This window comes from Pseudochryseolinea flava (genome assembly GCF_003286915.1).
Taxonomy (GTDB): Bacteria; Bacteroidota; Bacteroidia; order Cytophagales; family Cyclobacteriaceae; genus Ohtaekwangia; species Ohtaekwangia flava.
On sequence record NZ_QMFY01000008.1, the window covers coordinates 232,648 to 247,014 of the forward strand.

The following is a 14,367-nucleotide window of genomic DNA, read 5'->3' on the forward strand; positions in this document are numbered from 1 at the left end:
TAAATTTGCTCACTAAATTATCCAACTTCTTTTTCAAGTTCGTCAATTTTTTGCTGCGCTTCAGACTTTCCTAAAGAGTAAGAAAGTTTGTAAAGCTCAAGCGCTTCACGTCTAGTTTCTTTTTTCTTCTTAGGCGCAAACTTCGTTCTGTCAGCAGCAGTTTCAAGTGCTTGTGCTTGTGCAAAGTACATGTCTGCCTGAGTTAAGCGTGATTGCGTGTTGATTTCTTCAACCTTTGTTTCGAGGTTAGCAACATCTTGCTCACGCATCTTGATCGTTTCTGTGTTCATGTTGATCAAAGAATCTTTCTGATTTACAGACGCTGTCAAGTTCGCGTTTTCACCACGCATTCTTTCTACTTCAGTTTGAAGTGCAGCGATTTGAGCCGTGCTGGCTTCAAGATCAGCTTTCAAACGCTTGATGGTAGCAGAGTATCCAGAGGATGAAGCTTTAGAAGATTTTACAGACTTTTCAAGTTCTGCAATCTTCGCTTGTGTTTCTCTGATGTGGTTGTTGATGCTCTTCAATCGTCCAGAATAGTCTTTGTAAGAAGTGCCTTCAACAACATCCGTTCTCAGAAGTTGTCTGCTTGCGTCAATAGAATCGATCAGAACACCGACTTCATTAAGTTGCTGAGCAGTTTGTTGGCTCACTTGAAGTTCAGTACGTAACGAATCGACTTCGGCATGGAGTCTTGCCTTTTCTTCTCTATCACAGCTCCAGAGCATTGCAATCAGTGGCAATGCAAAGATGAGTTTCTTCATATTGTTAAGTTTTAATTTCTACTACCCTTTGCAAATGAGACAGCAGGGGGCCATACTTTTTCATTTTCGGGGATAAACAGTCGATCATGGCGATGAATTAACCCGCTCCCTCGAATTTTTAGATTTTGCTCAGAATCCTTTGTAGAAATTTTCCCCACCTTGAGTATAAATTTTGTTGAACCAAACATCCAAATTCTTGTCCGCCTGTTTTTCGATACTCCAATTTTCTACTCTATTTTTACCCAAACATTCAATATGAAGCTCAAAACCACGGGCGCCCTAACGGCCATTACCCTCGTTTCTTCAATGGCCTTTGGTCAAACCGTAAAGGATTTAGGAGAAGTATCGGCAACCGCACACAATGTCGCTGTCACCGTAAATCCAAAGAATCCACAAAATATCATTGCTGCTACCGGTGGCGCCATACATTATAGTATCGACGGCGGCCAGAATTGGACGAAATCATTGTCGGAAGCATTGGGTGTTGGAGCGCCTGTAGTGGTTGCCAATGTAAAGGGCGACGCACACTATCTTCATACAGAACAAACGGCGAGTGGTTCCAGTGTTATCTTTTGCCATGCATCATCCGATGGTGGAAAAACTTGGAGTGAACCCATTGCCGTAACAGACCCTCAACAGAAGGATCGCCGGATGCCTTGGGCTATTTATGATGGTAAAGAAAATTTATATGTATCCTGGACGGAGTTCGATAAATATGGAAGTGATGATGCAAATTGTCAGTCGCGTATCATGCTTTCGCGCTCGTCGAGTGGAAAGAAATGGGGTGATCCGATCGAAATTTCTCAGACACCCGGCAATTGTGTCGACGATAAAAGTGCTGTAGCGGGAAGTATGCCGGCTGCAGGTATCGATGGAAAGATGTTCGTAGGATGGTCGCAAGGTGATCGCGTGATGGTAGATCGTTCTTTCGATGGCGGTCTTTGGCTCTCGAACGATATTCCGGCCATCCAACAAAGATCCGGTAGAAAAATAGAAATCCCCGACCTGGGACCGACGAATGGCAAAGCGTTAATTGTATCCGACCGCGGTAAGAGTGAGCAACGCGGATTGTTGTATGTTGTATTTGCAGATCAACGGTATGGCAAAACCACCACCGATATTTATTTCACACGCTCCGTCAACTTCGGTGATCTTTGGATATCGCCAGAGAAAGTAACGCCGAAATTAGAAGGCGTGCATCACCAATTCTTACCCTGGGCAACCATTGATCAAAGCACTGGCTTTTTATACATCGTTTATTACGAAATGGACGAAGATGGCTTGATACATGTAAAACTATCGTGGTCAAATGATGCCGGGATCAGCTTTAAAACACTATCGCTTACCAGCGCACCCATTCATTTGCCCTCAGGATATACGCCGGAGTATATCAACGTATCGGCCCACAAGGGAGTGGTAAGCACCATTTGGTTACAAGACGAGAACGGAAAAAGCGTAGCCAAAGTAGCCACCGTGAAGTATGAAGATCTAGCGAAGAATCAGTAGTTGTCGCGTAGTACCTTCACCCTACAACAACTACTGAAAATTATTTAGCAATTCTTGCCGTCGACATCACAAGCGTCGCCAGTGATTGCGACCTCGCTTTCAGCATGAATTTCTTGAAATGCTTTTACAAAAGTTTCGGAAGCCTGTGCGCCGGAAACTCCATACTTATTGTTGATGATGTAGAACGGCACACCCGTGATGCCAAGTTTGCTTAATTCTTTCTCGGCAAGTGATATTTGTTGAATTGCCTGCGGACTTGCAAAGATGTCAGGGTCCGCGGCATTCACAAGGCCAACTGATTTTGCTATTTCGCGCAGTGTGTTTTTGTTCGTGAGATCGACACCATCCGTAAAGTAGGCGTTAAATAAAGCTTCCATCACTTCGAGATGTTTGCCCTCAAGCTTTGCGAGTTGAACGATGCTATGTAGCATTCTTGTGTTGGGCGACGTAGTTTGCTTATCATAATCGAACGTTAATCCTTCTTGGGCTGCAACATTGGTTACATTTCCCGTAAGCTGTTCGTAGCGGGCTTCGCTCCCAAACTTATCAATAAGGTGTTCTTTCTGATTAACACCTTCTACCGGTGTATTTGGATTGAGCTCAAAAGGATGATACTCCACTTCAAATTGAAATTTGTCAGCTAGCTGATGCATGGCCTTTTCAAGTCGGCGCTTACCAATGTAGCACCATGGGCAAACGATGTCGGAAACTATATCGATTTTAATGGTTGGTTTCGTGTTCATGTAAATGTTTTAAGTGCAAACAGGGCGACGCTTTTTTTAGTTCTTGCCTGGTGAGGCGGTTCGGAAAAGCGCATAATTCCCAGTCATTTTCTCGCAGATTCTCCTTATTTTTGTCGCTGCTTACTAACAAAAAGTCCCTCTGGACGTTGTAGAAGCAAGGTTCCGGAAAAAGCAAAAAACATAAGAACATGACGGTTGACGAAAAATTGAAATTCAAGGTTAAAGACCTTTCATTGGCTGCCTGGGGTCGTAAAGAGATTACCCTTGCTGAGGCTGAAATGCCGGGTTTAATGGCAATTCGTGAAGAATTTGGCAAACAGCAGCCTTTAAAAGGCGCGCGTATCGCGGGTTGCTTGCACATGACCATCCAAACTGCAGTGTTGATTGAAACATTGATCGCCCTTGGAGCAGAAGTGTCTTGGTCTTCTTGTAACATCTTCTCTACGCAAGATCACGCGGCTGCGGCCATTGCTGCTGCTGGTATTCCAGTGTACGCTTGGAAAGGTATGAACGAACAGGAATTTGACTGGTGTATTGAACAAACACTTTTCGCTTTCAAAGACGGCAAACCTTTGAACATGATCCTCGACGATGGTGGTGACCTTACCAACATGGTTCTTGATCGTTTCCCAGAACTTGTAAAAGATATTCGTGGTATCTCGGAAGAAACAACCACTGGCGTTCATCGCTTGATCGAACGTATGAACAATGGAAAACTTCCTATTCCAGCGATCAATATCAATGACTCTGTAACAAAATCTAAATTCGATAATAAGTACGGTTGTAAAGAATCTCTCGTAGATGCGATTCGTCGTGCAACAGATGTGATGATGGCCGGTAAAGTTGCTGTTGTCGCTGGTTATGGCGATGTAGGAAAAGGTTCTGCGGCGTCTCTACGCGGTGCGGGTGCGCGTGTAATCGTTACTGAAATCGATCCGATCTGCGCGCTGCAAGCGGCGATGGACGGATATGCCGTGAAGAAAATGGACGATGCTGTTAAAGAAGCGGATATCGTGGTGACGGCGACAGGTAACTTTGGCATTGTGTTGGCACGCCACTTCGAATCGATGAAAGATAAAACGATCGTATGTAATATCGGTCACTTCGATAATGAGATCGACGTAGCATGGTTGAATAAAAATGCAGCGAAGGATGAAGTTAAGCCACAAGTAGATCTTTATACATTGAAGAATGGCCGTCAAGTTATTCTGCTTGCAGAAGGACGCCTTGTGAACCTTGGTTGTGCAACAGGTCACCCTTCATTTGTAATGTCGAACTCGTTTACAAACCAAACGCTTGCACAGCTTGAACTTTGGAACAACTCAAACAAGTATGAGAATAAAGTTTACATGTTGCCGAAGCACTTGGATGAGAAAGTTGCAAGACTTCACTTGAAGAAAATCGGCGTTGAGCTTGATGAACTCACAGGTGATCAAGCTAAATATATTGGCGTTGAAGTGAAAGGTCCTTTCAAGCCAGATTACTACCGCTATTAATGCAAGCCTCTCGTCGCACGTTTGTGGCGATGCGCGAAATGCAAATTCATATAAAGGCTCTGTTGAAAGACAGGGCCTTTCTTTTTATAGCCTTCTTCGTGAACGCAGGAACCCCGGCGCTTTTGTGCGGAAATGCACATACGAATAACGATTAACGCAGCATTTCCTGGCAAGATATTCGCATCTAACCAGGCTTCATAGGATGCTAGAAGGCATTTCCTTTATATTTGAGCACGAACAACGAAACCATGCGGAACCTTTTAACCCTTGCTGCCGTCGCAGCTTTCATCCTTCTCACCGGATTCAAGACACCCCAGGAAAATATTGAATTCATTTGCATGAAAACGCACAAGGCTTCGAACACTTGTCACTTCAACTTTAAGATCGATGGAGCTAAATATCGGTACGTCGATATCGGGTGCCGATACAACAAAAAAACCGATGAAGTAATTGCCGGTGTTAAGGAAGGTACCATCGCCCTTTCTAAAGATTGGAAAATAGAATGTCCAGAGCCAAAGGAAAAGAAAGAAGACGGCGCGAGTAAATCGTTCTAACAAGAACGCGTTGCTATTTTTAGCCGACACTATGCGGACACTCTCCGCTTCGTAAACAATGGTTTTAGTATCGTTCGGTCTAACACAATAAAGCCTATGATTAAGTTCAGGGCGAGTATAACATTCATGATCAGTTTTCCATTGATACTGATCTCAGGTAGTATACCCTGGGGAACGTTAAGGTGATCAAGGTCTAATGTTGTTGTTTCGTTAAATACTCCCTGCGATACGAGCACGATGGCAATCGCCATGGTAAGCAATACACCGCATAATAGAAAAATTCCTTTCCAGATCGATGGTTGTGCTAAGGAGGCTGAACCATTCACTTTGTTCATGACCACATGCGTGAAGTTGCTGGGCGGATCAGACAGCGCTGGTCCAGCAAGCATGCTGTGGATCAGTTTAGCTTCTTCATACTGCGCCTTTAATGACGCTGACAATTCAATTTCTGTCATTAATCTTTTTGCCTGCTCTGGAGATAGTGTGCCATCCAGCAAGGAAAAGATTCGATCATCATAGGTATTGTCCAGATCTTTCATAACTATAAAGTTAATGCTTCTTTGCTCAGTATTAATTTTAGCTCTTCTGCCAATTTTTGACGGGCTCTGTGAATCCTAACTTTCATTGTGTTTGTCGGTAGTCCCGTAATCTCTCCGATTTCTTCCAGCGAAAATTCATCCAGATAAAATAACGACAGTGCCGTACGGTCTTGGTCGTTGAGTTTGGTGAGGGCCAATGACAAGTATTTTTGTTTATCGTCACGCTCCAGCGTGCTTTCTACATCGGCGGAATCGTGGATTACCGTGTGCTCAATATCTTGAAAGTTTGCCTTCTGCTTTCGCTTGTACGAGATGGCCGTATTAAAAACGATCCTGTAAAACCATGTTGAGAATTTTGCTTCACGGTTAAACTTGACCAAGTGGTGATATGCTTTCACGAACGAATCCTGCGCCGCTTCTTCTGCTTCGCCGCGATCTTGCAAAATTTTTAGCGCAATGGTAAATGCGTACCGTTTATGCTTATCCACCAGCTCGGCGAAAACATGCTGCTCTCCGGCAAGTACCCTGTCGATTAAAATTAAATCCGGATCGTTGGTCATGACACGGCTTTGACGCGCTTTGTTCTATTCAAGTTACAGGCGTTACGTCAAGTTTCACAGATATTTTAATTGTATTGTAGACTTATGTTAAAACCATTCTCATATTATTTTTTTTCGAGTTCGGTAACCTGTTCTAATTTCACGACGTCAAAGCGGCATAATTAAACACTATTTACCATGGATGTAGCAGTTTTAGGGACGATGATTCCCATCATTTTGATTATCGGTGCCGTGATCATGATCATCTATCTTAGAAAGTATCAGAATGAAGAAAGAATGGCGCTCATTGAAAAAGGGCTAAGTGCAGATCTCATTCAGCTCAAGAATCTCACGAATACTTCGTTTCCGCTTCGCGCGTCGCTCTTACTTATTGGAGCTGGTATTGGTATGCTCATGGGGCATGTGTTGGAATCGTCAACAGACATGGATGCTCCTGTTGCTTATTTCTCGATGCTGTTCATCTTCGGCGGAATTGGTCTCGGTGTTGCGTACATCATTGAAGAAAAGAAAGCAAAAACGTAGTCAACGTTTACTAGAAAATTTATAAATGAAACTCGCTTCGTTCTCGAAGGGAGTTTTTCCCATGGTAAAACGGATACATAGGGAGTAGTAGCCGACGGTCAACAGATACTGCCGGGCAACATTTCCAACACATTGTAGAAAGTGTCTACAACTTTTACACGAAAGTAATTTGATAAGATCCTCTAAACTGTTGACGAACAATGGTTTTGAATATTAACGCATGCTTTGGCATCATGCTTATTAGTAATGATGAAAACAAAATGTTTAATCAAAACCATAAAAGAATGAAAAAGTTAGTGTTCGCTATGATGGCATTCGGTGCTAGTGTTGTTGCAGTTCAAGCGCAAGAAAGTCCAGCACCTGAATCAGCTGCTCCTTCAACTGCTGCAGTTGCAACCCAAGATGAGAAAGTGAAAATCAAAGCTGAAGAACTTCCTGAAGCTGTGAAAAAAACACTCGAAGCACAAGAATATAAAGGATGGTTGATCAACGCGGCTTATCATGTTAAATCAACAGATACATATGAAGTTGAATTGAAAAATGGTGCTGAAACCAAAACTTTCAAATTCGACAAAGAAGGTAAAAAGAAAGAAGACTAATAAGTATTCTTAACCTGTGAGCAAACAAGTCAGAAAGCTGGAAGAATATTCCAGCTTTCTTTTTATTTTCAGCCGAAATTATGGCTGAAATCTTACTTATCGAAGACGATCTAACCTTCACACGTATCCTGGAGGGTTTTCTCTCTAAACACGGTTTTCAAGTAACGTCCCATCACAACGGGAAAGAGGGCTTGAAAGCGTTTGCATCAAAATCATTTAAGCTCGTCCTCCTCGACTATCGACTGCCCGATACTACTGGATTGGATATTCTTCAAGACATCAAGAAGGAAGGAAGTGATGTGCCAGTCATCATCATGACGAGCTTCTCAGATATTCGCACGGCAGTTAAAGCGATTAAAGTAGGCGCCTTTGAATATATCACCAAACCTGTAAACCCCGACGAGCTTTTGATGGTGGTTAGGCAGGCGCTGAAGAACGAAAAGATTGTCACACCCGAAAAGAAAACCGCCGTTGATAGCAAACAATTTGTCGAAGGCACAAGTGTAGTTGCAAAACAGCTTCATGAGCATGTTCGCCTCGTGGCGCCAACAAACATGTCGGTCGTTATCGAGGGAGAGAGCGGAACCGGCAAAGAAAATGTAGCACGATCAATCCATCGGTTAAGCCAACGTGCAAAAGGGCCATTCGTCGCTGTAGACTGTGGCGCGCTGTCGAAGGACCTCGCGGCGAGCGAATTGTTTGGACATGTGAAAGGTGCGTTTACCGGTGCGATGAACGATAAGAACGGTCAGTTTCTTGAAGCCAATGGCGGAACTTTGTTTTTGGATGAAGTGGGAAACCTCTCATACGAAGTTCAAGTGAAACTACTGCGTGCTATTCAGGAACGTATTATCACACCGATTGGTAGTAATAAAGAAATTCATGTGGATGTTCGCATTATCACGGCAACGAATGATGACCTCGCTGAAAGTGTTAAGCGTGGCCAATTCCGCGAAGATCTTTACCATCGTATAAATGAATTTATGTTGCGTGTGCCTCCCTTGCGCGAACGTGGCGACGATCTGATTGAATTCCTAAACTTCTTTCGCAGCGCGGCGAACCAGGAACTTGGTAGAAAAGTGGTGCGCTTCGACGATCAGGTGATGAATATTTTGAAAAATTACGACTGGCCTGGTAATCTTCGAGAATTGAGAAATGTTGTCAAGCGTTCAGTGCTTCTCACGCAGGGCGATCATGTGTTGATTGAAACGCTCCCGATAGAAATGTTGGATGCCGTTAGAAATCCTGCGCCGAAAACGCCAACAGCACCGATCTACGATTTGAAGGCGTTACAGGAGTCTCAGGAAAAGGAGATGATCATCAAAACGCTTCAAGAAGTGCGGTACAACAAATCCAAAGCTGCAAGAATATTAAACATCGACAGGAAGACGTTGTACTTGAAAATGGAGAAGTACAATATAGAATAACAATCGTGTGATCTTGGCTCGCCTAGAGTTTACTTTCGGCGAGCATCAATTGTTTTACTTCTTCGACTAACTTCCTAACAAGTTCTTCGCTGTGGCGAATGTCATTCAACATCGCGGCGAGGTTTTCGCCTTGATCAATTCGTTTCTCAATTCGGTGAAGTTTGTCCGAAATATGTCGAGCGCCCATTTGACCGATGCGGCCTGTAAGTTTGTGCACAGTCTCGCGAATGGTGCCGATATCATGCGACGCAATAGCATTCGTTAATTTATGGTGATCACTGGATGTGTCGACGATAAATTGATTGATTACGGAATGGAAAAGTTCGTCATCGTCGAAGGTCATTTTTCGAAGCGCGGCAACGTCAATGGATGATGATCTCTCTACTTCTGCTGGCTTTTCATCTACGGTATGGCCAAGTAATGCTATGAGATCTTCTTCGTGAAACGGTTTCGATAGCACTTTGTCAAAGCCTTGCGATAATAATTCTTCCTGTTCTTCTGGTAATACGTGCGCTGTCAGTGCGATGTATTGAACGCGGTTACCGTATATTTTCTTCAGTGCTGAACACAATTCAATGCCGTTAATCCGTGGCATCCTGATATCCATCATGAAATGTGTGACGCGCTCATCTTTCTTTTCTTGAAGCAGTTTTTCGGCTTCATTATAAAGGTCATGCTCGATGTTGAACTTACTTAAAATCAGGCCGCATAATCGGAGGATCATGGCATCGTCATCGACAGCGATCACCTTGCCAACAAAATGGTCAGGCTTGGCAGGCGTTGTGTTTTTAGCCGTTGGTTTTCTTGTCACAGCTTTTTCAAAGATAAGTTCTACAGAAAATGTAGAACCTTGACCGGGCGCGCTACTGATGGTGAGATTCCCGTCTTGTGATTCAATCAGCGATTTTACAATCGTAAGTCCTAACCCCGTGCCCCCGTATTGTCGGGCAATGGAAGTGTTCGCTTGCTCAAACTGATTGAAGATCTTCGAGAGGTCTTCTGCTTTGATACCAATGCCAGTGTCGACGATGTCGAAACGACATTTTACGCTATTTAAATTCGGAATGGTTTTCAGATGAAGTTTCACAAATCCCTTGTGTGTAAACTTTATCGCATTGCCGAGGAGATTGTAAAGAATTTGTCGTAATCGAAAGGAGTCGCCACGAAGCGCGTAGTCTTGATCGCTTTCCAATTCGAGGAGAAACGTAAGTTTTTTCTTTTCGGCCTGGATACGCATCGCCGCAGTCACTTCGTGTATCACTGATTGAAGACTAAAATCTTCTTTTTCGAAAGTGAGATTACCGGAGGCGATCCTGCTGTAGTCGAGCACTTCGTTCACAATATGTAACAGGTGTTCTGATGAGCTGTGAATAGCGTCAACGGCCTCGCGATCGATCGCCTTTTGTTGTTTGATGTGCTCTGCATATCCGATAATAGATTGCAAGGGCGTACGAATCTCATGGCTCATGTTGGCGAGAAATCGCTGCTTAACCAAACTCAATTCTTCGGCTTCGTCTTTCGCTTTTTCGAGTTGATCTTTATAAAAGTTGCTTTTGGTAATGTCGATCCAGATCAGATAGATTACAAACGCAGTGCCCAGAAATAAGATCAATACGAGTATCACAATTCGTCCGATACTTTTATTCATCAAGTTTGCAGCATGATCATTTTGTGACCTCATCTTTACAAGTTCTTCGTTCTCCACTTGATGCAGAATGCTGAGAAGTTCACTAATGAAAAGCGTATTGGCATGAATCACTTCTAGTTCTTGGCGAAGAAGTTTTCTGTTCTGTGTTCGCTGATCGGTCTCGAGATCGTACATGATTTTCTCAACTTCCTCGAGTGCTTTATTCTGGCGTGCTACGGCAACCGTATCGACAGTAACGCTTAACTCTTCCTGCACTTTTATATTGGTGGTTTCAGTAGCAGGCTCGTTCTTTTTCTTACCCCCGAAAAGCTTCGAGAAAAATCCTCGATCATCTTTTTTATCCGCCATCGTGTCTGGAAGAAACGTGGTGATTGTTTTCTTCTGTGTCGTTACAACGTTAGTGTCTATTTCAATCTTCTTGTCATTGATGATGTTCGAAAGGGTATCGATTCGTCGTGATAGATTGGTGTTTGACGCAAGGAGTGACTTCTGTCGCAGATAAGAGAAAAATGCTTTATCTCTTCTCCGGAATACATCTTTCATCGATACAATTCGCTGACGTTGTACGCTGTCCCAATCCATCAAGCTTAGCGAATCAATTAATCCGAGAAGTTCATTTGATTCATTTAAAAAAACGCGATGCGGTTTCTTTGGATTTTTGATCGCGTCGGCACGCTGTAATTGATCTAATGTGGTAATTTCTTGAAACACACGATTTAGAGCGCCGAGTTTCTCGTTAGGAACCGAGAGCTCATCGACGGTGTCCATAACATCGTTGAAGGCGTAGCGTGCAATGCCTAGCGCCAGTAGAATAGCGACGAAGGTGAGCGTAAATCCGATCAAGATTTTACGCTGCATGGAGGATGATGAGTAAATTTTTTCTTTTGTCGACTGCACAGGAACAGGATCGTGGTTATGACATGCTAAAATTTAATGCCGGCTTCTCGTACGATGTGTTAACGTGAAATTGCACAAACGTTTTGATATTCAATACATATTCTTCGACGCGAGCAGATAGTTATCGATAATCGATGGATATCCATTCATCAAGCGCCCGGTATCAAACGCCGAAAGGATATCCTAGTAGAGAGAAAAAAAATGTAACTTCCAATATGCGTGCTTTTCTCTTCCTCTTGGTGATGGGTATCGTGAATGTGTTGCATGCCCAACAAATCGCTCCCGACGAGATCAGGAAGAGTATCTATTTCGGCGGCGGGAGTTATGATATCGATGGAGAGCAAGTCAACGATCTATTGTTTTGGCTCGATTCTATTCCGAACGCATTAGAGAAATATCAAATACACTTGATCAGTCACACCGATCCCATCGGCGGGAAACAGTACAATGAGTGGCTTTCACAAAAGCGAAGTGAGGCTGTTCAAAATGTGCTTCTCTACAATCAAATTCCCGAGCATAAGATCACCATTAAAGATTGGGGGCTCGATAATCCGGTATATAGCAACGACTCGTGGTCAGGCATGCAAATGAACAGGAGGGTGGATGTTATTTTATATCCTATCGTGTTCTAAGGTTGATTGAATCTAGCTAAATGGAATCAGTGTCCGGAGAAATTTTTCATAGCAGCCCAAAAACCGGATCGCACTCTACTCTTATCAACTTTTTGAACGTTCTACTGAGTCCGTCTGATTAATTCATGCATAGTAGCTAAATGGTGCAAGCTTCGAGGAAATCAACTGTCCTATACCGGACACTAAATCACATTACCGGACGAGTCGAACTATTACAAAACCGCGTTTTTTCGCATCTTACAAGGAATTTCCATTGGCACTATTGTTGGCTACCGGATGACTGGCCGGAATTGTTTCCGGGTGGGATCACAATAAAATACCACATTATTTAACCGCAAGTACATGATCAAATTACGCGACATCGACAAGTACGTAGACTCCCGTTTTCAACGCACGTTCATTTTAAAAGGTGTAAACCTTGATGTAGAGCAGGGTGAGTTTCTAACCATTATGGGCCCTAGCGGCGCAGGTAAATCGACGCTCATGAACATCATCGGTATGCTTGATGAACCTTCAGCAGGTGAGTATTACTTTTTCGATGAGCCGGTGCATAAAATGAAGGAGAAGCAAAAGTCGGATATGCACAAAAACTATATCGGATTCATCTTCCAAGCCTATCACCTCATCGATGAACTAACGGTATATGAAAATATCGAAACGCCATTGCTTTATAAAGGTGTAAGTGGAAGTCAGCGCAAGAGTATGGTAGCTGAGATGTTGGATCGTTTCAACATGGTTGCCAAGAAAGATCTTTTCCCTGAGCAACTTAGTGGTGGACAACAGCAGTTGGTGGGTATTGCGCGCGCTATTGTCGGACAACCCAAGCTACTGCTTGCCGATGAGCCAACGGGGAACTTGCATTCCGACCAAGGCAAACAGATCATGGAGATCTTTAAGAAGTTAAATGACGAAGGTATTACCATCATTCAAGTAACCCACTCGGAAGAAAATGCACGTTACGGTAAACGAATTATCCGTGTCGGTGATGGTGCAGTGGTAGCAGATGAACAAGTAAATGTAAATGTTTAAATAATGAAGGGGTTTATAACGGGTATCGGATTGTCGTTTTGCGTTGCCGTGGCTTCGTATGGTCAAGCTGCGCAAGACACGACGCAGTTGTTAACATTTGACGAAGCGGTGAAGATTGGCTTGATGAATAGCGTGACGCTGAATCAGGAGCGGAACAATCTCCGTGCTTCACAAGTAGCGAAAACATCTGCGCTGGCGTCGCTCGGGCCATCGGTGAGTTTAAACGGAAGCGCGCGTCGCGTGGATGGTAACTCGTTCGATCAGCAACAAGGACGCGCTGTGAATGGTATCCGTGATAATATTTCTGTATCGCTCGATGCTGAGATAACATTATTCCAGGGATTCAATTCTTTGTATACTTTGAAACAAAACGCCAAGCTTGTTGATGCGCAAGCGTACTTTGTAAAACGAACTTCGCAAGACGTAATCAACACCGTTTCAAATCAATACCTGCAAGTATTACTCGACTTGGAACTTTATCGCATCGCTAAAGAAAACTTTGACGTGCAAGATCGACAGCTCGAACAGATCCGTGGGTTTGTAGAAGCCGGAAGTCGTGCCCCAGTCGATGAGTTAAATCAAGAAGCACTGACAAAAGCTGCGGAGTTGGTGATGGTGCAAGCAGAGATTACACTGAACAACGATAAGGCATTGCTGACGCAATCACTTCTGGCTGATCCGTTCGATGAATTTAAGGTAGCTAAACCAAGCTGGGACATTAACACGATCAGTAACGTCGATCTTTCTCCAGACCATATGTTGCAAACGGCAAAGATTCATCGGGCCGACTATCTTCGCGCGGAGCGTACAGAAAGCGCTAGACGATATGGGATGAGAGCAACGCAAGGCGTGTTGATGCCGCGTGTTTATGCTTTCGGAAGTTATGGTACGGCGTACAACTATGTTTATGGAATCCCTGATTCTGTGCGCCGTAATAATGAAGGTATCAATCGTCCTTGGCGCGATCAGTTTCAAACCGATAACATCTATAAAGTCTACGGCGTTGGAATTAATATCCCGTTGTTCAATGGTTTTCAAACACGTGCCAATGTAGTTCAACAACGTGTAAACTATGAAAACAGTCAATTGGCAACCAAGAATGCAGAGATTCAATTGAAGACGGATATCCAGCGCGCGCGCAGAAATTTTGAGGGCGCGCAGAAGTCGTACGTTGTAAGCCAAGATCAATTGAAAGCCGCGGAAGAAGCGTATCGTTTAGAACAAGAGCGATATAATCTCGGGATCACAAACCTGGTTGAATATTCAACGGCAAATCGCGCATTTGTTCAGGCACAAACGAACTTCGCACAGGCGGAGTATCGACTACTCTTTCAAAAGATTCAGGTGGAATACGCACTGGGCACGTTGAAAATTGAAGATTTTCAGTAGGCTCGTGTTCAGGTCATTTTCGATTTAAAAGTTTACAAGCCGGGTAACTCCGGCTTTTTTTG

General features: G+C 43.6%; 14 protein-coding genes. 9 read left to right on the forward strand and 5 right to left on the reverse strand.

Annotation, left to right across the window (positions count from 1 at the left end; all coding sequences use genetic code 11):
- Window positions 1–17: 17 nt before the first annotated feature.
- Window positions 18–764, reverse strand: a complete 747-nt coding sequence (locus tag DQQ10_RS16550; protein ID WP_112747998.1) for a hypothetical protein — start codon at window positions 762–764, stop codon at window positions 18–20.
- Window positions 765–1,019: 255 nt separating this feature from the next.
- On the opposite strand from DQQ10_RS16550, the gene DQQ10_RS16555 reads away from it, so the two are divergent.
- Complete coding sequence (locus DQQ10_RS16555) at window positions 1,020–2,270, forward strand: sialidase family protein (RefSeq protein ID WP_112747999.1); 1,251 nt, start codon at window positions 1,020–1,022, stop codon at window positions 2,268–2,270.
- A gap of 44 nt (window positions 2,271–2,314) precedes the next feature.
- Here the strand turns inward: DQQ10_RS16555 and DQQ10_RS16560 are convergent, their stop codons facing one another.
- Entirely contained in the window at window positions 2,315–3,013 is a 699-nt protein-coding gene (locus tag DQQ10_RS16560) for a DsbA family oxidoreductase (RefSeq protein WP_112748000.1), read from the reverse strand.
- A gap of 188 nt (window positions 3,014–3,201) precedes the next feature.
- Between DQQ10_RS16560 and ahcY the strand changes: the two genes are divergently transcribed.
- Both ahcY and DQQ10_RS16570 read left to right on the forward strand, forming a co-directional pair.
- Window positions 3,202–4,509, forward strand: a complete 1,308-nt coding sequence (gene ahcY / locus DQQ10_RS16565; protein ID WP_112748001.1) for an adenosylhomocysteinase — start codon at window positions 3,202–3,204, stop codon at window positions 4,507–4,509.
- A 248-nt stretch (window positions 4,510–4,757) separates the two neighbouring features.
- Window positions 4,758–5,063: a hypothetical protein gene (locus tag DQQ10_RS16570; protein WP_112748002.1), complete on the forward strand. Its 306-nt coding sequence runs from the start codon at window positions 4,758–4,760 to the stop codon at window positions 5,061–5,063.
- Window positions 5,064–5,092: 29 nt separating this feature from the next.
- On the opposite strand, the gene DQQ10_RS16575 is transcribed toward DQQ10_RS16570, so the two are convergent.
- The gene (locus DQQ10_RS16575) at window positions 5,093–5,602 is read right to left on the reverse strand and encodes a hypothetical protein (RefSeq protein ID WP_112748003.1); all 510 of its coding nucleotides are present in this window, start codon (window positions 5,600–5,602) and stop codon (window positions 5,093–5,095) included.
- Window positions 5,603–5,604: 2 nt separating this feature from the next.
- Window positions 5,605–6,162: an RNA polymerase sigma factor gene (locus DQQ10_RS16580; protein ID WP_112748004.1), complete on the reverse strand. Its 558-nt coding sequence runs from the start codon at window positions 6,160–6,162 to the stop codon at window positions 5,605–5,607.
- Between the two features lie 177 nt (window positions 6,163–6,339).
- Here DQQ10_RS16580 and DQQ10_RS16585 point away from each other — a divergent pair, with 177 nt between their 5' ends.
- The 3 genes from DQQ10_RS16585 (at window position 6,340) to DQQ10_RS16595 (ending at window position 8,710) form a co-directional block, all read left to right on the forward strand.
- A complete protein-coding gene (locus tag DQQ10_RS16585) occupies window positions 6,340–6,684 on the forward strand; it encodes a DUF6249 domain-containing protein (RefSeq protein ID WP_112748005.1) in 345 nt (114 codons plus the stop codon).
- Window positions 6,685–6,884: 200 nt separating this feature from the next.
- The gene (locus DQQ10_RS16590) at window positions 6,885–7,283 is read left to right on the forward strand and encodes a hypothetical protein (protein WP_112748006.1); all 399 of its coding nucleotides are present in this window, start codon (window positions 6,885–6,887) and stop codon (window positions 7,281–7,283) included.
- Between the two features lie 80 nt (window positions 7,284–7,363).
- A complete protein-coding gene (locus DQQ10_RS16595) occupies window positions 7,364–8,710 on the forward strand; it encodes a sigma-54-dependent transcriptional regulator (RefSeq protein ID WP_112748007.1) in 1,347 nt (448 codons plus the stop codon).
- 22 nt (window positions 8,711–8,732) lie between these two features.
- On the opposite strand, the gene DQQ10_RS16600 is transcribed toward DQQ10_RS16595, so the two are convergent.
- On the reverse strand, window positions 8,733–11,216 hold the full coding sequence (locus DQQ10_RS16600; RefSeq protein WP_112748008.1) for an ATP-binding protein: 2,484 nt from the start codon (window positions 11,214–11,216) through the stop codon (window positions 8,733–8,735).
- A 173-nt stretch (window positions 11,217–11,389) separates the two neighbouring features.
- Between DQQ10_RS16600 and DQQ10_RS16605 the strand changes: the two genes are divergently transcribed.
- The 3 genes from DQQ10_RS16605 (at window position 11,390) to DQQ10_RS16615 (ending at window position 14,305) form a co-directional block, all read left to right on the forward strand.
- The gene (locus tag DQQ10_RS16605; RefSeq protein WP_112748009.1) at window positions 11,390–11,887 is read left to right on the forward strand and encodes an OmpA family protein; all 498 of its coding nucleotides are present in this window, start codon (window positions 11,390–11,392) and stop codon (window positions 11,885–11,887) included.
- Between the two features lie 342 nt (window positions 11,888–12,229).
- Window positions 12,230–12,916, forward strand: a complete 687-nt coding sequence (locus DQQ10_RS16610) for an ABC transporter ATP-binding protein (RefSeq protein WP_112748010.1) — start codon at window positions 12,230–12,232, stop codon at window positions 12,914–12,916.
- Between the two features lie 3 nt (window positions 12,917–12,919).
- A complete protein-coding gene (locus DQQ10_RS16615; RefSeq protein WP_112748011.1) occupies window positions 12,920–14,305 on the forward strand; it encodes a TolC family protein in 1,386 nt (461 codons plus the stop codon).
- Window positions 14,306–14,367 lie beyond the last annotated feature (62 nt).

Coding starts and splice junctions, on each gene's coding strand:
- DQQ10_RS16570 (WP_112748002.1), top strand. CDS start 4,758: ATGCGGAACCTTTTAACCCTTGCTGCCGTCGCAGCTTTCATCCTTCTC.
- DQQ10_RS16585 (WP_112748005.1), top strand. CDS start 6,340: ATGGATGTAGCAGTTTTAGGGACGATGATTCCCATCATTTTGATTATC.
- DQQ10_RS16590 (WP_112748006.1), top strand. CDS start 6,885: ATGGTTTTGAATATTAACGCATGCTTTGGCATCATGCTTATTAGTAAT.
- ahcY (WP_112748001.1), top strand. CDS start 3,202: ATGACGGTTGACGAAAAATTGAAATTCAAGGTTAAAGACCTTTCATTG.
- DQQ10_RS16555 (WP_112747999.1), top strand. CDS start 1,020: ATGAAGCTCAAAACCACGGGCGCCCTAACGGCCATTACCCTCGTTTCT.
- DQQ10_RS16615 (WP_112748011.1), top strand. CDS start 12,920: ATGAAGGGGTTTATAACGGGTATCGGATTGTCGTTTTGCGTTGCCGTG.
- DQQ10_RS16575 (WP_112748003.1), bottom strand. CDS start 5,602: ATGAAAGATCTGGACAATACCTATGATGATCGAATCTTTTCCTTGCTG.
- DQQ10_RS16605 (WP_112748009.1), top strand. CDS start 11,390: ATGGATATCCATTCATCAAGCGCCCGGTATCAAACGCCGAAAGGATAT.
- DQQ10_RS16550 (WP_112747998.1), bottom strand. CDS start 764: ATGAAGAAACTCATCTTTGCATTGCCACTGATTGCAATGCTCTGGAGC.
- DQQ10_RS16600 (WP_112748008.1), bottom strand. CDS start 11,216: ATGCAGCGTAAAATCTTGATCGGATTTACGCTCACCTTCGTCGCTATT.
- DQQ10_RS16560 (WP_112748000.1), bottom strand. CDS start 3,013: ATGAACACGAAACCAACCATTAAAATCGATATAGTTTCCGACATCGTT.
- DQQ10_RS16610 (WP_112748010.1), top strand. CDS start 12,230: ATGATCAAATTACGCGACATCGACAAGTACGTAGACTCCCGTTTTCAA.
- DQQ10_RS16580 (WP_112748004.1), bottom strand. CDS start 6,162: ATGACCAACGATCCGGATTTAATTTTAATCGACAGGGTACTTGCCGGA.
- DQQ10_RS16595 (WP_112748007.1), top strand. CDS start 7,364: ATGGCTGAAATCTTACTTATCGAAGACGATCTAACCTTCACACGTATC.